19 protein-coding genes are annotated in these 20710 nt (G+C 68.8%); 10 read left to right on the plus strand and 9 right to left on the minus strand.

The genetic code is table 11. The annotated features are described in order from the left end of the window. Window positions 1-149 precede the first annotated feature (149 nt). From MME74_RS07575 to MME74_RS07590, 4 genes are all read left to right on the plus strand, one after another. Window positions 150-1547: an inorganic phosphate transporter gene (locus MME74_RS07575; RefSeq protein WP_267418162.1), complete on the plus strand. Its 1398-nt coding sequence runs from the start codon at window positions 150-152 to the stop codon at window positions 1545-1547. After that, entirely contained in the window at window positions 1544-1879 is a 336-nt protein-coding gene (locus MME74_RS07580) for a peptidase (RefSeq protein ID WP_267418163.1), read from the plus strand. Before MME74_RS07575 ends, MME74_RS07580 begins: the two co-directional genes overlap by 4 nt. A gap of 106 nt (window positions 1880-1985) precedes the next feature. Continuing rightward, window positions 1986-2906 carry a phosphodiesterase gene (locus tag MME74_RS07585; protein WP_267418164.1) on the plus strand — a complete coding sequence of 307 codons (921 nt, stop codon included), beginning with the start codon at window positions 1986-1988 and terminating at the stop codon, window positions 2904-2906. A 61-nt stretch (window positions 2907-2967) separates the two neighbouring features. Further along, on the plus strand, window positions 2968-4428 hold the full coding sequence (locus MME74_RS07590) for an aspartate ammonia-lyase (protein WP_267418165.1): 1461 nt from the start codon (window positions 2968-2970) through the stop codon (window positions 4426-4428). A gap of 63 nt (window positions 4429-4491) precedes the next feature. On the opposite strand, the gene MME74_RS07595 is transcribed toward MME74_RS07590, so the two are convergent. After that, window positions 4492-5361, minus strand: a complete 870-nt coding sequence (locus tag MME74_RS07595) for a fumarylacetoacetate hydrolase family protein (RefSeq protein WP_267418166.1) — start codon at window positions 5359-5361, stop codon at window positions 4492-4494. An 89-nt stretch (window positions 5362-5450) separates the two neighbouring features. Here MME74_RS07595 and MME74_RS07600 point away from each other — a divergent pair, with 89 nt between their 5' ends. From MME74_RS07600 to MME74_RS07615, 4 genes are all read left to right on the plus strand, one after another. After that, a complete protein-coding gene (locus MME74_RS07600) occupies window positions 5451-6737 on the plus strand; it encodes a PrsW family intramembrane metalloprotease (protein ID WP_267418167.1) in 1287 nt (428 codons plus the stop codon). 45 nt (window positions 6738-6782) lie between these two features. Continuing rightward, window positions 6783-7463: an alpha/beta fold hydrolase gene (locus MME74_RS07605; protein ID WP_267418168.1), complete on the plus strand. Its 681-nt coding sequence runs from the start codon at window positions 6783-6785 to the stop codon at window positions 7461-7463. Between the two features lie 311 nt (window positions 7464-7774). Continuing rightward, window positions 7775-8143: an FKBP-type peptidyl-prolyl cis-trans isomerase gene (locus MME74_RS07610; protein WP_267418169.1), complete on the plus strand. Its 369-nt coding sequence runs from the start codon at window positions 7775-7777 to the stop codon at window positions 8141-8143. 179 nt (window positions 8144-8322) lie between these two features. After that, complete coding sequence (locus MME74_RS07615) at window positions 8323-8877, plus strand: YceI family protein (protein ID WP_267418170.1); 555 nt, start codon at window positions 8323-8325, stop codon at window positions 8875-8877. 34 nt (window positions 8878-8911) lie between these two features. Here the strand turns inward: MME74_RS07615 and MME74_RS07620 are convergent, their stop codons facing one another. Then, window positions 8912-10204, minus strand: a complete 1293-nt coding sequence (locus MME74_RS07620) for an MFS transporter (RefSeq protein WP_267418171.1) — start codon at window positions 10202-10204, stop codon at window positions 8912-8914. Window positions 10205-10390: 186 nt separating this feature from the next. Here MME74_RS07620 and rpsO point away from each other — a divergent pair, with 186 nt between their 5' ends. After that, window positions 10391-10660 carry a 30S ribosomal protein S15 gene (gene rpsO, locus MME74_RS07625; protein WP_005048780.1) on the plus strand — a complete coding sequence of 90 codons (270 nt, stop codon included), beginning with the start codon at window positions 10391-10393 and terminating at the stop codon, window positions 10658-10660. A 72-nt stretch (window positions 10661-10732) separates the two neighbouring features. On the opposite strand, the gene MME74_RS07630 is transcribed toward rpsO, so the two are convergent. The 7 genes from MME74_RS07630 to MME74_RS07660 all read right to left on the minus strand — a co-directional run bounded on the left by MME74_RS07630 (window position 10733) and on the right by MME74_RS07660 (window position 19055). Further along, window positions 10733-11947: an MFS transporter gene (locus MME74_RS07630; RefSeq protein WP_267418191.1), complete on the minus strand. Its 1215-nt coding sequence runs from the start codon at window positions 11945-11947 to the stop codon at window positions 10733-10735. Beyond that, window positions 11931-13139: an amidohydrolase gene (locus MME74_RS07635; RefSeq protein ID WP_267418193.1), complete on the minus strand. Its 1209-nt coding sequence runs from the start codon at window positions 13137-13139 to the stop codon at window positions 11931-11933. The genes MME74_RS07630 and MME74_RS07635 overlap by 17 nt, the downstream gene beginning before the upstream one ends. After that, on the minus strand, window positions 13126-14157 hold the full coding sequence (locus MME74_RS07640; protein ID WP_267418195.1) for an ABC transporter ATP-binding protein: 1032 nt from the start codon (window positions 14155-14157) through the stop codon (window positions 13126-13128). The genes MME74_RS07635 and MME74_RS07640 overlap by 14 nt, the downstream gene beginning before the upstream one ends. Further along, window positions 14154-15176: an ABC transporter ATP-binding protein gene (locus MME74_RS07645; RefSeq protein WP_267418197.1), complete on the minus strand. Its 1023-nt coding sequence runs from the start codon at window positions 15174-15176 to the stop codon at window positions 14154-14156. Before MME74_RS07645 ends, MME74_RS07640 begins: the two co-directional genes overlap by 4 nt. Continuing rightward, window positions 15176-16174 carry an ABC transporter permease gene (locus tag MME74_RS07650; RefSeq protein ID WP_267418199.1) on the minus strand — a complete coding sequence of 333 codons (999 nt, stop codon included), beginning with the start codon at window positions 16172-16174 and terminating at the stop codon, window positions 15176-15178. Before MME74_RS07650 ends, MME74_RS07645 begins: the two co-directional genes overlap by 1 nt. Window positions 16175-16243: 69 nt before the next feature. Then, entirely contained in the window at window positions 16244-17968 is a 1725-nt protein-coding gene (locus MME74_RS07655; RefSeq protein WP_267418201.1) for an ABC transporter substrate-binding protein, read from the minus strand. A 73-nt stretch (window positions 17969-18041) separates the two neighbouring features. After that, complete coding sequence (locus MME74_RS07660) at window positions 18042-19055, minus strand: ABC transporter permease (RefSeq protein ID WP_267418202.1); 1014 nt, start codon at window positions 19053-19055, stop codon at window positions 18042-18044. Between the two features lie 181 nt (window positions 19056-19236). Between MME74_RS07660 and MME74_RS07665 the strand changes: the two genes are divergently transcribed. Continuing rightward, on the plus strand, window positions 19237-20700 hold the full coding sequence (locus MME74_RS07665; RefSeq protein ID WP_267418203.1) for a chlorohydrolase family protein: 1464 nt from the start codon (window positions 19237-19239) through the stop codon (window positions 20698-20700). Window positions 20701-20710: the final 10 nt, after the last annotated feature.

Genomic DNA, 20710 nt, shown 5'->3' on the forward strand with positions numbered 1-20710 from the left:
ACGCTATCCCAGGTCGAGTTGACCGGCACGGGGGACGGTGGGAGGATTTAGCGGGGCCGGTTAACGGAAGTCAAACCCACGGTGAACTCTTCGTTCGTCACGTCGATCCCGTCGACATCTCCTTCTTCCTCAACGACCGAAAGCGAACGGTGGAAACCGCAGCCCTCATCGTCGTGCTTGTCATCGCGCTGGCACTCTTCTTCGACTTCACCAACGGCTTTCACGACACCGCGAACGCCATGGCGACGCCGATCGCCACCGGCGCGCTCAAGCCCAAGACCGCCGTCCTCCTCGCCGCCGTCCTCAACCTCGTGGGGGCGTTCCTGTCCACCGAGGTCTCGAAGACGATCTCGGGCGGGATCATCCGGGAGGATGCGATCCTCTCCGCGGGGGCGGATCTCTTCCTCTCCCTGATCTTCGCCGGTCTGATCGGCGCGATTACCTGGAACATGCTGACCTGGCTGCTCGGTCTGCCCTCGAGCTCGTCGCACGCGCTCTTCGGCGGCCTCATCGGCGCGACCCTGGTCGGCGCAGGACTCGGCGGCATCGACTTCGGCATGGTGCTCTCGAAGATCGTGCTGCCGGCGCTCATCGCCCCGGTCACCGCGGGTCTGATCGCGTTCGCGGCGACGAAGATCGCCTACTCGATCACGCGGCGCTACGACGGCAAGCCCGACGGCCGTGACGGCTTCCGCTGGGGGCAGATCTTCACCTCCTCGCTGGTCGCCCTCGCGCACGGCACGAACGACGCGCAGAAGACCATGGGTGTCATCACGCTCGCGATGATCACGATCGGCTGGCAGTCGGGCGCGCACCACGAGCCCGAGCTCTGGGTCATCATCGCCTGTGCCTTCACGATCGCTCTCGGCACCTACCTGGGCGGCTGGCGCATCATCCGCACGCTCGGCAAGGGCCTCACCGACGTCAAGCCCGCGCAGGGCTTCGCGGCGGAGAGCTCGACGGCCGCCACGATCCTCGCGTCCAGCGCCCTCGGCTTCGCGCTCTCGACGACGCAGGTCGCCTCGGGGTCGGTCATCGGATCGGGACTCGGACGCCGCGGATCCACGGTGCGCTGGCGGACGGCCGGTCGCATCGGCATCGGCTGGCTGCTCACCCTCCCCGCGGCCGGAGGCGTCGGCGCACTGGCGGCGTTGCTGGTCGTCTGGCTCGGGAACTGGGGCGTCGCGATCGACGCGGTCATCGCGCTCGTCATCATCCTCGGCCTGTTCATGCGCTCGCGCCGGAACGCCGTGACCCCCGCCAACGCGATGAGCGACGTCGCGGAGTCGGGCCGGGCCATCGAGCTCCCGGACACCCCGCCGCCCACGCGCCGCCAGGTGCGCATCGAGCAGGCCAAGGCGGAGGCGAAGGCCCGCGCCGAGGCCCGCGAGAAGGCGAAGGCCGAGTCCAAGGCCCGCGCGAAGAAGGACGCGGAGGCCAAGGCCGAGAAGAAGGCTCGCGCCAAGGCGGGCGCCAAGGCCGGGTCCAAGGGCGAGAAGTCCGCGTCCTCGAACGCGGATGCGAAGCGGAACGGGGAGTCCGAATGAACGTCGTGATCGACTGGTTCGCGTTCCTGCAGGTGTTCGCGGCGGCGCTCGTCGGCGCGGCCGCCATCGTCACCTTCTACGCCCTCGGCCTCCGTCTGCTCGTGCGCAGCGGTCGGGCCCCCGTCGTGAGCCCCGCGGAGTTCACCGACGCGATCACCGTGATCTCCGAGAAGGAGCTCAAGCGGGCCGAGAAGCAGGCGGCGAAGGCCGCGCGGAAGAGCCCGCTCACCGAGGGGCAGAAGTCCGTGGCGCTCGTGGGCGCGTACGGATGCTTCGCGCTCTGCGCCGCCGCCGTCGTCGCCGGCATCCTGATCATCGTCATCGGGCACTGACCCCGTCGAGCGGGCCAGGGGTCGGGCCGTGGATCGGGCCGGTCTCCTGACGGCCGCCCAGCCCGGCCACGCCCGTACGTGTCGGCCGGCCGCCTAGGCTGATGCCATGTCCGCAGCAAACGGCAGCGCCTACGTCTTCGGTCGACACGAGCCCGCCTCGCACGTGGTGATCCACGTCAGCGACCCGCATTTCCTCGCCGGGGGAGCGCGGCTGGGCGGCCGCTACGACGTCGAGGAGAACTTCGCGCGGACGCTCGAGGCGATCCGCACCGTCCACCCGCATCCGGCGGCGATCGTCGTCACCGGCGATCTGGCGGATCTGGGCGAGCCGGATGCCTACCGTCGCCTGCGGGCGGCCGTCGAACCGGTCGCCGCCGCACTCGGCGCTCCGATCGTCTGGGTCGCGGGCAACCATGACGAGCGCCCGGCCCTGCGCGCGGGGCTGCTGGACCTCGAGCCGACCGAGGAGCCGGTCACGGGCGTCTGGGATCTCGACGGGCTGCGCATCATCGCGCTGGACAGCACGGTGCCGGGGTGGCACCACGGCGATCTCGATGCGGAGCAGCTGTCCTGGCTCGCAGACGTGCTCGCCGAGCCGGCCCCGCACGGCACGCTGCTCGCGCTGCATCATCCGCCGATCCCCAGCCACCTCCCGCTCTTCGACATCCTGGAGCTGCGGCATCAGGACGAGCTGGCCGACGTCATCCGCGGAAGCGACGTGCGGGGCATCCTCGCGGGGCACCTGCACTACTCGTCGCACGGGACCTTCGCGGGGGTTCCCGTGAGCGTGGCGTCCGCCACCTGCTACACGATGAACGTGGCGCGCCCCTCCGCCGAGGTGAACGGCATGGACGCCGCGCAGTCCTTCCAGCTCGTGCATGTGTACCCCGACACGATCACCCACACCGTCGTCCCGGTGACGGAGGCGGCGACCGGGGACTACTTCTCGGAGGAGTGGCTCGAGCGCATGGCGAAGCTCACGCCGGAGGGGCGACTCGACGCCTTCTCCCGCAAACCCGGGCGCTGAGCGGCGTAGACTGGGGGCATCCCCCACCCTTCTCACCCGCCACGACCCACGAGGATGTGACATGGCTTCTGCCGCGCCTACCCTGACCCGCACCGAGACCGATTCGCTCGGGAGCATGGAGATTCCCGTCGACGCGTACTGGGGGATCCACACCGCCCGCGCCGACGCGAACTTCCCGATCACGAAGCGGCCCATCTCGGTGTACCCCGACCTGGTGGTGGGACTCGCGATGGTCAAGCAGGCGAGCGCCCGCGCGAACCGCGAGATCGGTGTGCTCGACCCGGAGCGCGCAGACCTGATCGACCGCGCCGCCCAGCGCGTGATCGACGGGGAGTTCCACGAGCAGTTCACGGTCGGCGTCATCCAGGGCGGTGCCGGCACCTCGACCAACATGAACGCGAACGAGGTCATCACCAACATCGCGCTCGAGATGGCCGGCCGGGAGAAGGGCGACTACGCGTTCCTCTCGCCGATCGACCACACCAACCGCAGCCAGTCGACCAACGACGTCTACCCGACCGCCGTGAAGATCGGCCTGTCGCTGACGCTGCGGTCGCTGCTCGAGGAGCTCGATCTGCTGCGGCTGTCGTTCCTCGGCAAGTCCCGTGAGTTCCACGACGTGCTGAAGGTCGGCCGCACCCAGCTGCAGGATGCCGTCCCGATGACTCTCGGTCAGGAGTTCAACGGGTTCGCGACGACCCTCGGCTACGACCACACGCGTCTCACCGAGAACGCCTCGCTCATGTTCGAGATCAACATGGGCGCGACCGCGATCGGCACCGGCATCACGACCCACCCCGGCTACGCGCCGGCCGTGCTCAAGCACCTGCGGGAGATCACCGGGCTCGACCTGCGGACGGCCGGCGACCTCGTCGAGGCCACCAGCGACACCGGTTCGTTCATGTCGTTCTCGTCGACGCTCAAGCGCAACGCGATGAAGCTGTCGAAGATCTGCAACGACCTCCGTCTCCTCTCGTCCGGCCCCCAGGCGGGACTGGGCGAGATCAACCTCCCGGCGATGCAGGCGGGGTCCAGCATCATGCCCGGCAAGGTGAACCCGGTCATCCCCGAGGTCGTGAACCAGGTCGCCTTCGCGGTCGCCGGCGCCGACATGACCGTCACGATGGCGGCGGAGGCGGGGCAGCTGCAGCTGAACGCCTTCGAGCCGGTCATCGCGCACTCGATCTTCCAGTCCATCACCTGGATGCGTCAGGCGATGTGGACGCTCCGCGTGAACTGCGTCGACGGCATCACCGCCAACCGCGACCGCCTGGGTGCGATGGTGGGGGCCTCGGTCGGCGTCATCACGGCGCTGACGCCGTTCATCGGCTACGCCGCTGCCGCCGCGCTCGCGAAGACCGCGCTCCTGACCAACCGCAGCGTCGCCGACCTGGTCGTCGAAGCCGGGCTCATGTCCCGTGACGAGGTTCTCAAGCAGCTCTCGCCGGCGCGCCTGTCCGGACTCGAGACCATCACGGCGGCGATCCCGGTGATCACGCCGGAGGACCTCATCGAGATCTGAGCGACGACACGACGAAGGGGACGGATGCCGCGGCATCCGTCCCCTTCGTCGTGATCGTGCGGATCAGTCGGTGATCCGGCAGTGCGTGGTGAGCTCGCCGATGCCGTCGATGCCCACCGTGACGGTGGAGTGGTCGCGGAGGAAGATCTGCGGATCGCGGGAGTAGCCGGCACCACCGGGGCTGCCCGTCGAGATGAGCGTTCCGGGGAGCAGCGTGAGCGACTGCGACAGGTGCGCGATGAGCTTGGCGACCGAGCGCACCATCTGGTCGGTGCTCGCGTCCTGCACCGTGTGGCCATCGACGACCGCCCAGATGTGCAGGTCCTGCGGGTCGGCGACCTCGTCCGCGGTGACCGCGAACGGACCGGTCGGGGTGAAGCCGTCGAAGGACTTGCAGCGCGACCACTGCGCCTCGGAGAACTGGATGTTCCGCGCGGTGATGTCGTTGACGACGGTGTAGCCCCACACGTGCGACAGGGCGTCCGCCTCGGAGACGTCCTTGGCCGGCGTGCCGATGAGCACGCCGAGCTCGGCCTCGTAGTCGACGGCCTCGCTCAGGCTCCGCGGCCAGGACGTGGTCTGCTCGTGGCCGGTCAGCGAGTTCGGCCACAGGGTGAACACCGTGGGCGCGGCATCCGTCTTCAACCCGAGCTCGCTGGAGTGCGCGGCGTAGTTGAGGCCGACGGCCAGGACGGCCGGGGGAGCGAGCACCGCCGACGAGAACTCCCAGTCGCCGAGCGGGTGCCGCGCGGCAGCGCCCTCGGCCACGGCGGAGCGGAGCCGGTCGAGCAGAGCGTCGCCGCCCTCGATCAGCTGCTGCAGCGTGGCAGGGGCGTCGGTCAGGAGATCAGAGACGAGGATGGCGTCCGAGTCCTGCACCACGGCGAGAACCGCACCAGGTGAGTCAGGACGGCGCAGATGAGCGAACCGCATGGTTCTACGCTACCGGGTGACGGGTGATCGGCGGGTGGAGGAGTCAGCCATACCGCGGGCCTCAGTCTTGTTCCCCATAAGCTTTGGCTATGAGTTCCGGAGGACCGCCCCCGCCGCAGCAGCCGTCTCGCTACACGCCGCCGCCCGCGCAGCCGGGTTTCGCCGCGCCGCAGCCGTCCGCTCCGGCGACGCGGGCGACGCGGGCGACGCGTTCGGACTACGCGTCCGCGCTGGCGCAGCCGACGCCCTACACACCGCCCGCACCCGTCGCGCCGTCGCCCGCGGAGTCGCTGCCCGCGCTGCCGACGCCGACCAAGCGGGGGCGCACGATCTCGCTCTGGCTGTTCGGCTTCCTCGGGTTCCTGCTGCTCGCGCTGATCGGCTACTTCGGCTGGGCGCTCGGACTGGTCGCGTCCGTGGTCGGCCTGGTGCTCGCGCTCATCCCGCTGACCGTCGTGTTCCTCGGCGTCCGGCTCATCGACCGCTGGGAGCCCGAGCCCAAGCGTCTCGTGCTCTTCGCCGTCGCCTGGGGAGCGCTGGCCGCCGCGGGACTCACCCTCCTCGTGGACGTGGGGCTGAAGATCCTCATCGGTCCGACGTCGGAGGCCTTCACGGCCGTCGTGCAGGCGCCCATCGTCGAGGAGTTCTGGAAGGGCCTCGGTGTCTTCCTGGTCTTCCTGCTCGCCCGACGCGCCTTCGACGGTCCGGTCGACGGCGTCGTCTACGGGGCGCTGGTGGGTGCGGGGTTCGCGTTCACCGAGAACATCCAGTACTTCGCCGTCAGCCTGATCGAGGGCGGCGGTGAGCAGCTCACGGTCACGTTCGCCGTGCGCGCGATCCTCTCGCCGTTCGCGCATGCGATGTTCACCTCGGTGACCGGGTTCGCGATCGGTCTCGTGGCCCGTCGTCACGGATCCGTGGGGTCGGCGACCGGTGCCGGTCTGCTGGGCATGCTGGGGGCGATCCTCCTGCATGGTCTGTGGAACGGATCCGCCACGTTCGCGGACTTCTTCGGCCTCTACTTCACCCTGCAGGTACCGCTCTTCGTGGGCTTCATCCTCGGCATCATCGCGCTGCGGCGCGAGGAGGCGCGTCTCACCCGGGCGCGCCTGGCCGAGTACGCGAGTGCCGGCTGGTTCACGCCGGAGGAGGTCACGATGCTCGCGACACCGAGTGGACGCAAGGCCGGTCTGGCGTGGGCGGCCGGGCTGCGCGGGGATCGTCGTCCGCTCATGCGCGAGTTCATCAAGGATGCGACGGCCTTGGCCGCCGTCCGGCAGCGTGCGATCACCGGTCGCGACCCGCTCGCCGTCGAGGACGAGCGGGCGCTGCTGATCCGCACGCGTGCCGCCAGGGCGGCCCTGCTGGCCTACTGACGCGGTCGACGACGGCGTACCCTTCTCGGAGGGAAGGCGGTGGGCATGAGTGCTTTCGTCGTGATCCACGGTGGTGGGGATGTCGGCTGGTCCTGGCATCTCGTCGCCGCCGAGCTGCGGGCGCGCGGGCACGAGGTGTTCGCGCCCGACCTCCCCGCGGATGACGATGCGCTGACGCTCGACGACTACGCCGACGTGGTCGTGGGGCTGGTCGGCACGCGACCCGACCTGGTCGTGGTCGGTCATTCCTTCGGCGCGTTCACGGCGCCGCTCGTCGCCGAACGGCTGTCCGCAACCCTCCTCGTCCTGGTCGCGGGCATGATCCCGACGCCGGGTGAGCCGCCGGAGGCGTGGTGGGCCGACTCCGGCTACCTGGCCGCCGCCGCGGCGCAGGCCGCTCGGGACGGCGGGCTGACCGGCAACGACGACCCCTACGTGAGCTTCTACCACGACGTCCCCCGGGCGCTGGCGGACGAGGCGCTGCGACAGGAGCGCGCGCATCCTTCCCAGGCAGCCATGGAGACACCATGGCCTTTGGCGGCCTGGCCGGCTGTGCCGACCAGGTTCGTCCTGTTCACGGACGATCGCTTCTTCCCCGCGGCCTTCCTCCGCGAGCTCGCCCGGGACCGGCTGGGTGTGACGGCGGACGAGCTCCCGGGCGGGCACTGCGCGATGCTGAGCCGGCCCGTCGAGGTCGCGGCGCTGCTCGACGGCTACGTCGGCTGACAGCCGGAACCTGCCGGTGACAAGACTCAGCGCCCGGTGCTGCGGCGATGCCTGCGAGTCTCCCGGGCGCTGAGTTGATCTGTAATCAGGGTGCACCCGCCCCCTGACGAGTGTCAAGAGCCTCTTGCCGGTGCGCCTGCGTCGAGCTCGTCGAAGTGCCCGCACTGAGCTTGTCGAAGTGCCCGCACTGAGCTTGTCGAAGTGCCCGCACGGAGCTCGTCGACGTGCCCGCGCTGAGCTTGTCGAAGTGTTCGCTGTGAGCAGGTGCGTTCGCGTTGACCCCGTCCGGGGGCCTCGGGTTTGATGGAGGCATGACTGATCGCACAAAGCCTGAGTTCGATGCCCCCAGCGCCCCCGCTCCCTCGGAGCTCGTCATCCGCGACATCATCGAGGGTGACGGCGCCGAGGCGAAGCCCGGCGACACCGTCACGGTCCACTACGCGGGTGTCGAGTTCGACTCCGGCGAGGAGTTCGACTCCTCCTGGGGCCGCGGCGAGACCATCCAGTTCCCCCTGCGCGGCCTGATCCAGGGCTGGCAGGACGGCATCCCGGGCATGAAGGTCGGCGGCCGTCGTGAGCTGATCATCCCTCCGCACCTGGCGTACGGCCCGGTCGGCGGCGGTCACTTCCTCTCCGGCAAGACGCTGATCTTCATCATCGATCTCGTCGCCGTCGGCTGAGTCCGAGCCGCTTCACGAGGCGCCCTTCCCCCTCGGGGGTGGGGCGCTTCGTGCGTGTCGGGAAAAGTTCTCCATTCCGGGGAATACATGCAGGTGAATGTAAGTTGTCACAGGAGTCGCGTCCTCCGCGGCCCCTGTCCGACGCCGCGCCAGCGGCAGATGTCTCTGAAGGAGAACCCATGACCAGCATCGAAATCCCCGGCTACCGTCCCGGCACCTGGGTCCTCGACCCTTCGCACAGCGAGGTGACCTTCAGCGTCCGCCACATGATGATCTCGAAGGTGCGCGGCACGTTCGGCGTCAAGAGCGCCACGCTCATCGCTCCCGAGAACCCGCTCGACACCAAGGTGGAGGCGAGCGTCGACGTGACCTCCATCGACACCAACGACGAGGGCCGCGACGCGCACCTGCGTTCGGCCGACTTCTTCGACACCGAGAACTTCCCGACCATGGAGTTCGTCTCCACGGGCGCGCGCGTCAAGGGCGACGACCTCTTCGTCGACGGAGACCTCACCATCCGCGGCATCACCAAGCCGGTGAGCTTCGAGCTCGACTTCGGCGGGTTCGGCACCGACCCGTACGGCAACTACAAGGCCGGCGCGTCGGCCAAGACCGTGATCAACCGTGAGGACTTCGGCCTCACCTGGAACGCGGCGCTGGAGACCGGCGGCGTGCTCGTGGGCAAGGACATCACGATCAGCCTCGACCTGCAGGGCGCTCTGCAGCAGGACTGACCCTCCGCAGGTCGTCTTCCGGACCCCGGGCCCCTCAGGGCTCGGGGTTCTCTGCGTCGTAGTCGTGGAATCGACGGTTGCGGCGGGAGAGCATCGCGACCAGGGCGATCACCAGGACACCGCCGAGCAGGGGAGGGAACCACAGGCTGGTCAGCGTCGCGAGGGTGCCGGCGTACAGGGCGCCGACGCGCGGACCGCCGGCGACCACCACGATGAACAGTCCCTGCAGGCGCCCCCGCATCGCATCGGGCACCGCCGCCTGCATCATCGTGTTGCGGTAGATCGAGCTCACGTTGTCCGAGGCTCCGGACAGGGCCAGGGCGACGCAGGCGGCGATGATCAGCCCGACGTGCGGAAGCTCCTCGCTCGCCGGCGAGGAGAACGCGCCGATCAGGAGGACGACGCCGAACAGCAGGATCGATGCCCCGTACGCCTCGACCGCACGGGCGATGCCGCGGCCGTGCCAGCGGTAGTGCACCACGCGACCGGAGAACAGGCTCGAGGAGAAGGTGCCCACCGCGACCGCCGCGGTGAGGATCCCGGTCGTGAGTGCTCCGCCGCCGAGGAGCACCGTGCCGAGAGCGGGGAAGAGGACGAGCGGCTGCCCGAACGTCATCGCGATGATGTCGATGATGTACTGCATCCGGATGTTGCCGGCCCTGCGCAGGAATCGCCAGCCGTCGACCAGGGACTCGAGGCCGGGGCGCACGACGTCGCCCTCGGGCCGCAGGGCGGGGAGCGTCCACAGCCCGAGGAACATGGACAGCATCAGCACGACGTCGATCGTGTAGGTCCAGCCGTAGCCCGTGAGCGCGACCAGGAGTCCGGCCAGTGCGGGGCCCGCCATCACGGTGAGTCCGAAGGCCACCCCGTTCAGGGCCGAGGCCGCCGCCAGTTTCTCGCGGGGGATGAGGCGGGGGACGATGGCGGTGCGCGTGGCCATGCCGACCGAGTTGGCGGCCGAGTTGATCATGCTCAGGGCGTACAGCCACCAGATGGTCTCGGTGCCCGTCCAGGTGAGGGCGGCGAGCAGCGCGGTCGATGCGAAGGTGATCGTGGCCGCGATCAGGGCCACCCTGCGCCGGTCGAACGCATCGGCGAGCATGCCGCCGTACAGCCCGGCGAGGATCATCGGCACGAGCCCGGCGACCGCGATCATCGACACCGCGAAGGTGCTCTGCGTCAGCGCGAAGACGTGCAGCATCACCGTGACGATCGTGAGCTGCCCGCCGATGCCGGCGAGGGTGGACCCGATCCACATCCGGGCGAAGGCGGGGCTGGTCTTGAGCGGGGTGAGGTCGATCAGATGACCGCGGCGCGCACTCACTCGTCGATCTTCTTCAGCACCTTTCGAGCCTAGTTGAATCGGGCCGGGCATCGGCGGCGCCCGTGTCGCCCGAGGGGGTCGCCGGCTGGTAGACTCGTCAGGTTGCCGTTCGATCGGCCGCGGATAAAGAGAGCCCACGTATCAGGCGTCGGGCGCCGCGCAACAAGCAGAGAGGGGATCGAATCTATGGCACTGGAAGCAGACGTCAAGAAGGCGATCATCGAAGAGTACGCGACGCACCCCGGTGACACCGGATCCCCCGAGGTGCAGGTCGCAATGCTGACGCAGCGCATCAAGGACCTCACCGAGCACCTGAAGGAGCACAAGCACGACCACCACTCGCGTCGTGGTCTGTTCCTCCTCGTCGGTCAGCGCCGTCGCCTGCTGGGTTACCTGCAGGACATCGACATCAACCGCTACCGTTCGCTCATCGAGCGTCTCGGCCTGCGTCGATAAGCAAGGCGATCCTGCGTTCAATCGCGCAGAACATTCTTGAGAAGGCCGCCCCACGGTGTGGGGCGGCCTTCGTCATGTCCGGGGGAGAGCCGGCAGGGCCGTCTGCACCTGCAGATCGACCGGGTGGCAGCGGATGACGAGACCCACGACGAGCGTGAGCGCTGCGGCGCACACCATCATGAGGACGAGACTCGCGGTCCACCCCCCGGTGAGATCGTGCAGGACGCCGACGAGGAGACTCCCTGCGCCGGCGAAGGCATAGCCGACACCCTGCGCGACGGCTGACAGCATCCCCGCGGAGGCTTCGTTCGCGGCGAGCATCACGATGAGCGCGAGGGAGAGCCCGAAGGTCGCACTCTGGACGGCGCCGAGCACGATGGCGATCCCCACGTACGACTCGTCGCCGGAGGCGAGCCAGGCGAACGCCGCGAACATCACGACGCCGAGCCCCGGACCGAACCAGCGCAGCACCCGGTGGCGTCGAGCGAGGATCGGCGCGACCAGCGTCGGGCCGAGACCGGCGATGCTGGTCAGGGCGAGCAGCCAGCCCGCGGTCTGCGCATCCACGCCGCGATCGCCGAGGATGCGGGGGAGCCACGACGCCACGGCGAAGAACAGCATCGCCTGAAGGCCGAACATCGCCGTGACGAGAGCGACGGTCGGTCGTGAGGATCGGGACAGCGTCATCCGCGACGTCGAGGGCGAAGGCGCCTCCGATCGCAGCGCCACGCCGATCATGGCCCCCGTCGCGATCAGCGCGGGGACGGCCCACAGCCCGAGCGCCACGGCGGGTCCACCGGCCGCTGTGCTCAGCGGCACGGTGAGTCCCGCTCCCAGCGCGGCACCCGCGCTGAAGGACATGCTGCTCAGTCCGATCCAGAGGCCGCCCGCACGGAGGGACTTCAGATACTGCGGAAGCAGCGTGCCCGCGGCCATGATCGATACCCCGGCGAGGAACGTTCCGGGAAGCATCCCGCCGGGGATGACGACCCGGAGCGCGAGGGCGCCCGCCAGAGCCGCCATGGTCCAGATCAGCGCCCTGGTCACACCGAGCCGTCGAGCGAGCAGGGGCCCGATCGGGGCGCTCATGCCGAACGCGATGACCGGCAGCGTCGCCAGCAGGTTCAGCTGCACCGGAGCCAGGTCGAACGCCACTCTCGTCGGTTCGAGCAGAGCGGCGACCGAGGTGATCGCCGGGCGCAGATTGAGTCCGATCAGCAGGGCTGCGCCGAGCCCCACCACTCGGTCGCGGACCTCGCTGCCTCGATGCTCAGAGGGCGAGGACACGAAGACCATCGGCGACCACACGGCCGTCGTGGATGACGAGTCGGTCGGTGCCTCGGTCCATCACCGCGCTCGTGGGTGTCTCTCCGTCGACCAGGAGCAGGTCCGCCCGGTCTCCGACGGCGAGGCCGGGCCGATCGGCGACGCCGGCCAGGCGCGGCGAGGTGTGCGACATGATGCTCGCTCCGCCCATCGTCGCGACCGCGAGCGCCATCTCGATGTGGTCGTCACGGCGGAAGCCGTTCGTGAACGCGAGCTGCCACGTGCGGTCGAGCATGTCGGCGTTGCCGTAGGGGCTCCAGTAGTCGCGCTGACCGTCCTGACCGAGTCCGATCCGCACACCCGCATCGACGAGCTGCACGAGCGACAAGTGGTTGCTGGTGGACGGGGCGACCGTCGCCATCGAGATGTCCAGCTCGGCGAACTCCTCGATCAGGCGTCGGCTGGTGGCCTCGTTCACCGAGCCGAGCTCGTAGGCGTGCGACATCGTCACCTTGCCCTGCATCCCGAGCGCGCGCGTGCGCTCCATCACGAGCTCGGTGCTGAAGACCCCGAGTGCGCCGGGCTCGTGCAGGTGGATGTCGACCTCGACCTGGTACTTCTCGGCGAGGCCGAACACGATGTCGAGGTGCTTGGCGGGATCGCGGTCGAGCTGGGAGGGGTCGATGCCGCCGATCACGTCGGCGCCCTGCTTGAGAGACTCCTCCAGGTATTCGACGGTGCCCTCCTCGCGGAGGATGCCGGCCTGCGGGAAGGTCATGACCTGCACGTCGGCGTGCGCGGCGAACCTCTCCTTCGCGGCCATGACGGCGTCGAACTTCTCCAGCTTGCAGTCGACGTCGACCTGCGCGTAGGAGCGGACGCGGGTCGTGCCGCGAGCGATCATCCGCTCGAGGGTGCCGGCCACGCGCGTGGGGAGGTCGATCTCCGCCGAACGCCAGTTCTCGCGGTCGTTCATCATCATGCCCCAGACGCCAGGGGCCCCGGTGTGCTCGCGGAACGGCAGACCGATCCGCGTCGAGTCGAGATGCACATGGACGTCGCTGAAGGACGGCAGCAGGAGCCGCCCGCGCCCATCGATGTCGTCGCTCGCGATGGGGGTCTCCTCGTGGGGACGGATCCGGGTGATGCGCCCGTCCTCGATCAGGACATCGGAGGCGGAGCCGCCCCAGGGGCGCACGTCACGAATCAGCATGGACTTTCCTTTCTTCGGGGGAGCCGAGCCGCGACGCGAGGTCGGAGGCTTCAGCGAGATGATGGCACGCGGCGTCACCGGTGGGAACCTGCTCCTCGCACTGCCGGCGCCGGTCCTCGTCGAGGAGCGGGAGCACGGGGCAGCGCGTGCGGAACACGCACCCGCTGGGCGGGTTCGACGGGTGGGGGAGATCTCCGACGAGACGGATGCGCCGGCTGCGGTCGGCCGTCGGGTCCGGGCTCGGCACGGAGGACAGCAGGGACTGCGTGTACGGGTGCTGTGGAGCGCCGAACACCGCGTCCCTGGTGCCGTGCTCCATGATGCGTCCGAGGTACATCACGGCGACCTCGTCGGCGAAGTGCTTGACGACGGACAGATCGTGAGCGATGAAGACGTACGAGATGCCGGTGTCGGCCTGGATGTCCTGGAGCAGGTTGATGACCTGCGCCTGCACCGACACGTCGAGGGCCGACACGGGCTCGTCGCAGATCACCACGTCCGGCTCCAGAGCGAGCGCTCGGGCGATGCCGACGCGCTGCTTCTGCCCGCCCGAGAACTCGTGGGGGAAGCGGTTGTAGTGCTCCGGCCGGAGCCCCACGCGGTCCATCAGCGCCGCCACCCGGCTCTTCATGCCCTCCTTGGGGGCGATGCCCTGGGCCTGCAGCGGCGCGGCGATCGCGGCGCCGACGCTCTGGCGGGGGTTCAGCGACGACGAGGGGTTCTGGAAGACCATCTGCACGCGACGACGGAACTGCTGCAGGTCGGCGCCCCGCAACTGTGCGACATCGGCGCCGTCCAGCAGGATGCGCCCCGAGGTGGGGCTGAGCAGGCGCATCAGCAGCCGCCCGGTGGTGGACTTGCCGCAGCCGGACTCGCCGACCAGGCCCAGCGTCGAGCCGCGCTCGAGGGTGAAGGAGACGCCATCCACGGCCTTCACCTGCGAGGATCCGCGCAGGAATCCCTTGCTGACGCTGAAATGCTTGGCAAGGCCCTCGACCTTCATCAGCGGCTCACTCATCGGACGACCTCCTGCAGATCGAGTGCGGGAGTCGGGGCATCGACCTCCGTGAGGTGGCAGCGCGCCCGGTGCCCTGATCCCACCATCGTCAGGGCGGGTCGCTCGGTGCGGCACCTGTCGTCGGGAACGAGGGCCGCGACCGGGCACCGGTCGGCGAACAGGCAGCCCCGGGGAAGATCGAGCAGGGAGGGCGGGAAGCCGGGGATCGGGGTGAGACGCCCGGCCTCGTCCACCATCGAGGGCATCGACGAGAGCAGACCCTGGGCGTAGGGGTGGGCGGTCCGGAAGAAGAGGTCGTGGACCTCTGCCTCTTCCACGCACTGCCCGCCGTACATGACCACGACGCGGCGGCAGACCTCGGCGACGACGCCCAGATCGTGGGTGACGAAGATCACGGCGGAACCGGTCTCCGCCTGGAGCGACCCGATCAGGTCGAGGATCTGCGCCTGCACGGTGACGTCGAGCGCGGTGGTGGGCTCGTCGGCGATGAGCAGTTCCGGTTCGCAGATCAGCGCCATCGCGATCATCGCCCGCTGCCGCATGCCGCCCGAGAACTCATGCGGGTAGGAGTCGTAGCGCGCGACCGGATCGGGGATGCCCACGCGGTTGAGCATCTCGATCGCCTGGGCCTTCGCGGCCTTCGCGCTCACCCTGTTGTGCACGCGATACGCCTCGGCGATCTGCCGCCCCACGGTGTAGAACGGGTGCATCGCCGACAGCGGATCCTGGAAGATCATCCCGATCTTGCGACCACGGTAGGGACGCATCTCGTTCTCGCTCAGCGGCACCAGATCGGTGCCGTCGAACAGGATCCGGCCGGTCACCTCGGCGCTCGTGCCCTTCAGAAGCCCCATCAGGGTCTGGCTGGTCACGGTCTTGCCCGAGCCGGACTCGCCGACGATGCCGACGGTCTCGCCGCGCTGCACGACCAGGTCCATACCGTTCACGGCATGCACCAGACCGTCGTCGGTGGGGAATGTCACCCGCAGGTCGCGGATGTCGAGGATCGGCGTGGTCATCAGTTGACCCTCACTCTCGGGTCGACACTCGCGTACACGAGGTCGACGATGACGTTCGCGGTGATGATGAAGAAGGCGGCGAGCATCGTGATCGCCATGGTGACCGGGAGGTCGCCCGATGTCGCGGCGCGCACCGCGGTGAAGCCGAGACCGGGGACGGAGAAGATCTGCTCCGTCAGGACGGCACCGCCCAGGAGGGCGCCGATGTCCAGACCGAGCATGGTGATGATCGGGGTGATCCCGGCCCGCACTCCGTGGGTCGTGATCCGACCGGGGCCCAGCCCCTTCGCGCGGGCGGTGCGCATGTAGTCCTCGCCGAAGGTCTCGATCATGTTGTTGCGCGTGATGCGGATGTACTGCGCGCTGAACAGGATCGCCAGCGCGACCCAGGGCAGCAGGTAGTTCGTGAACCACGCGCCGGGTCCGGCAGGGCCGAACGGGGAGGAGATCTGGTTGCTCGTGAACGGCAGCCAGTGCAGCACGCTCACGAAGACGAGGAGGAGCAGGAGCCCCGTGACGGGAACGGGGAGCGACACTCCGATGGATGCGGCGCCGACGATGAGCTTGTCGGTCGCCCGGCCCTTGCGCAGAGCCGCGAGCAGTCCCAGGCCGACGCCGACCACGGTCCACAGCACGACGGCGCCGACGGCGATCGAGATCGTGTAGGGGAGGGCGCGGACGATCACGTCGGTGACGTTCTCGTTGGTCTGGAACGACTTGCCCAGGCACGGCCAGGCGCACACCTGCTCGGCGCCGGGGGCTCCGATGAGCCGCTCGCCGAAGAAGCCGCTCAGGTAGGTGAAGTACTGCACCAGGAAGGGCTTGTCCATGCCGAGGGCCACGCGGGCCTGGGCGATGCGGTCAGGGGTGCACTCCTGTCCGCAGGCGGCGGCCGCAGGGTCTGCGGGTCCGATCTGGAACAGGGCGAACGTCACGAAGCTCACGACGAGCAGGAGGATGACCAGTGCGGTCACGCGGCGGACGATGAATCCGAACATTGCTGTCCCGTACGGGGCCGACCGATCACGCGGTCGGCCCCGTCCTTTCCGGAGGTGTCGTTTCGGCCGTTACTGCTCGACGCCGATGGTGGACAGATCGATGCTCCCGAAGAAGTACCCCACCTGGGCGTTGTGGATCTTCGAGCCCACGACGCTGTTGGTGAAGGTGCGGATCAGCGGGACGAGTGGGTACGACTCCATCGCCTGGTTGTACAGCTCGGCCCACTGGGTGTTCAGTTCCTCCGAGGTGCCGTTGGTGTTGCGCAGCTCGTACATCTCACCGGAGAGAGCGTCGTCGTAGAAGCGCGAGATGTTGCTGAAGCCGTAGGTCGTGCCGTCCAGGCTCGGCCCGATGTTGGGGTCGACCGTGGTGCGCGTCGAACCGGACGCGGCGCCACCGCACCAGCCGGCGCGGGCGATGTCGGGCATCTCGTCACTGGCGAGCACCGTGTAGTAGTTCGCCGCGGGGATCGGCACGAGCTGCAGGTCGATGCTGAGCTCTGCGAAGTTCTGCTGGAGCACCGTGCCGAGGTTCTTGTACCGGTCGATCGCGTTCGAGTAGCCGTAGGTCAGCGATGCGGGGACGTCCTTGCCCTCGAGGAGCTTCTTGGCGGCGTCGAGCTGCGGGGCGCCGTCGATGTCGAGGTCGGTGGTCTCGGCGACGTAGCCGACCTGCGCGTCGTTCAGGTACGAGTTGGTGAGCTTGCCGAAGCGGGCTCCGCCGTACTGCACCTGGATCGCCGCACGGTCCATCGCCAGGGCGAGGGCGTGACGCACATCGGGGTCCGTGATGGTCTCGGTGTTGAAGTTGAGCACGTCGGTGCAGCCGAGCAGTCCGGAGGCGGTGCGGTCGGCGACCGATGTCTCGGTCAGTCGGGACGTGTCGGACGCCTGGAGAGCGCCGTTCGAGTCGAGCGTGATCGCGGTCGGGTCCGCGTCCGAGATCAGCTGCTGGCTGATGGTCGCCTGAGCGGTCGAGAGTGAGAAGGTGAACGTGTCCGGCAGCGCGGTGCGGTTCTCATCGGTCGCGGCGTCCCACGAGGGGTTGCGCACGAGCTTGAGCTCGCGGCCGCGGTCGTAGCTCTCGATCATGTACGGGCCCGACGAGATCGGGTGGTTCGTGTAGTCGAGCTTGGTGTCCTTCGCCTGCGGCACCGGCGCGGTGTTCGAGCGGGACACGAGGGCGGCGAAGTCGGGGTTCGGCTGCTTCAGGTGGAAGACGACCGTCTTGTCGTCCGGAGTCTCGACGGCCGTCAGGTCGCCACCACCGGAGTACGGGCCCTTGTAGTCATCGGCGTCGAGGGCGGAGTTCAGCTCCTGCGGCGCCTGCGTGAAGACGTCGCGCGCGAAGGTGCGGGCGATGCCGTACTTCACGTCCGCGGCGGTGATCGGGGTGCCGTCCTCGTACTTCAGACCGTCCTTGAGGGTGTAGGTCCAGGTCAGGCCGTCTTCCGAGGCGGTTCCGGTGTCGGTCGCCAGGTCGGCGACGATCGTCGGCGGCTCGCCCGCGGTCTCCTTCGCCATGGTCAGCGTGCGGTAGTAGAGCTGGCCGACGTTCGCGGTCTGCACGTAGTTGCTGTTGCCGGGGTCGAGCGTCATGAAGTCGCTCGACATCAGGACGTTGACGTTGCCGCCGGCTTCATCGAAACCCGGCTGGACGATGTGTGCGGCATACGGATCCTTCGACCCGGTGGGCGCGGACTGCCCGTTCTGGGCGTTGACGCTGGTGCAGCCGGTGACGACCAGGGCGATGGCCACGGTCGCAGCGGCGAGCAGGGGACTGCGGTGTCTCATGACTCGTTCTCTTTCGGTGAGGGTCGGGTGTTCAGGGTCGGATGTCCGGGGTCGGACGTCGGGAACGGGAGGGTCAGCTGCGGGAGGCCTTGGGATCGAGCGCGTCGCGCACGGCGTCGCCGAGCAGGTTGAAGGCGAGCACGGTGATGATGAGCGCGGTGCCGGGCACGATGAGGAACCAGGGGTCGCTGAGATACCAGTTGCCCGCCTGAGCGGCGTTGAGCATCTGCCCCCAGGACGGGGTCGGGTCCTTCACCCCCACGCCGAGGAACGACAGCGCGGCTTCGGCGGAGATGTTCGCGGGGATCATCATGGTCGCGTAGACGAGGACGACACCGAGCACGTTGGGGATCACCTGACGGAAGATGATCGTCCGGTGCGAGGCGCCGTAGGACTTCGCCGCCTCGATGTATTCCTGCTCGCGGATGCTGAGCACCTGTCCGCGGACGACGCGTGCGAGGTATGCCCAGCCGAAGAAGCCGAGGATCAGCACGAGGGAGGCGATCGGGACGAAGCTGCCCTGGCCGAGCGGGGTGTCCCGCAGCCGTGACTGCAGGATCGGGGTGAGCGAGAGCACCAGGAGCAGGTGCGGGAACGCGAGGAACAGGTCGATGATGCGGCTGATGACCATGTCGACCTTGCCGCCGAAGTAGCCGGCCGCGGCGCCGAGCACGGTCCCGAGGACCACCGAGACCACCGTCGACAGGAGCGCGATCAGCAGGGAGACCTGCGCTCCGTAGGCGATGCGCGCGAAGATGTCGCGTCCGAGTCCCGGCTCCACGCCGAGCCAGTGCTCCACGGACGGGTACATGTACGAGGGGAGTGGCAGGCCGGGGGTGTTGAAGTTGTCGAGGACGTCGGGGCCGGTGTTCGTGGTGAACGGGTCCTGCCCTTCGATCGCGACGAGCACGGGGGCCAGGAGCGCGAAGAGGACGATCGCCACGACCACTCCGAAGGAGACGAGGGCGATCGGGCTCCGGCGGATGCGCAGCCAGGCCGTGCCGAGAAGCGAGCGTCCCGTCGCGATCTTCGGCGGCGCCGTGGGCAGCGCTTCCGTCTTCGGGGTCAGCGTCTGGGTGTCCGTCACGATCTTCCTTGATGGTTCGGGGAGCGGGTGCTCAGAATTGTATACCAGCGGGAACGCGGTTGGGATACCAAATTTCCGGATGAGGTGATTTCCCTTTGCTCGCGCGGGATCTCCTTGAAGAGCAGGAGTGCGTGAGATAGTTTTTGGATACCAAATCGCATCTCAGATCATCGGGGCTCTCATGCGCACACTTCTCACCGCCGACCATGTGCTGGTGTTCGACGGCACTTCCCACCGGGAACTCCGGCAGGGGGCCGTTGTCGTCGAGGACGACCTGATCGTCTTCGCCGGTCCGGCCGACCAGGCTCCCTCGGACGTCGATGAGCACCTGGATCTCGGCGAGAGTCTGCTGATGCCGGGACTCATCGACCTCGACGCGCTCACCGACATCGATCACTTGATCCTGGACGCCTGGGGCACGCGGGAGCAGGCAGCCCGCCTGCAGTGGTCGGAGGAGTACTTCGACGCTCGGCGCCATGTCTTCGACGATGATGAGCGCGCGCGCATCCGGGAGATCGCGCTGGTGCAGCTCGCGCTGCACGGCATCACCAGCTACATGCCCATCGCCTCGGAGGTGCACTCGGCCTGGGCGGAATCGGCGGCCGATCTCCACCGGATGGCGACGTTCTCGCGGAAACTCGGCCTGCGCGGATTCCTCGGTCCGTCCTATCGCTCGGGCGTGAACGTCGTCACAGCGGAGGGCGAGCGTGTGGTGCGGTTCGCCCCGGACGAGGGGGAGGCCGGACTCGCCGACGCCATCCGGTTCCATGACGAGCTGGCCGCGCTCGGCGACCCGCTGCTCACGCCCGTCTTCCTGCCCTGCCGCATCGAGACGCTGACTCCCGAACTGCTCGCGGCGACGGCCGTGGCAGCGGCGGAGCGCGGCGCGATCGTGCGGCTGCACGCGCTGCAGGGCGAGGTGGAGCGCGAACTTATCCTGGCCGAGCACGCCTGCACTCCGCTCGACCTGATCGAGGACCGCGGCCTCTTGAACGATCGCCTCATCGTGCCGCATGGCGTGTTCCTCGACGTGAACCCGCGCGTGCACGGCGAGGACAGGGGCGACCTCGCCCGTCTCGTCGCAGCCGGGGTGTCGATCGTGCACTGCCCGTTGACCAACGCGCGCTACGGGTCGGAACTCGAGACCTTCGGGCGGTACCGCGATGCCGGGGTGAACATCGCCCTCGGCACGGATTCGTTCCCGCCCGACCTCATCCGCGGCATCGACACCGGCGTGTCGGTGGCGAAGGTGCAGAACGGAAGTCTGGCTGCCGGCGACGTCGCCGGATACGTCGAGGCGGTCACGCTCGGCGGCGCGACCGCGCTCCACCGGCCCGACCTCGGACGGATCGCCGTCGGTGCCCAGGCCGATCTCACGGCCTTCCGGCTGGACGACGTGCGGATGGGTGCCGTGGACGACCCGCTGCGCACCCTGGTCCTCAACGGCACGGCGCGTGACGCCTGCCTGACGATGGTCGCCGGCCGGGTCGTCATGCGCGACGGCAGGATCGACGGGATCGACCTCGACGCGATCCGGCAGGACACGCAGATCCTCTTCGGAACGATGCGGAACGCCTACACTGGGCGCGACCATCGAAGCGGGACGACGGACGCGCTCTTCCCTCCGGTCTTCCCCCATGCCTGAGATCCCGAGA

This window comes from Microbacterium oxydans (assembly GCF_026559675.1).
In the GTDB taxonomy this organism is placed as follows: Bacteria; Actinomycetota; Actinomycetes; order Actinomycetales; family Microbacteriaceae; genus Microbacterium; species Microbacterium oxydans_D.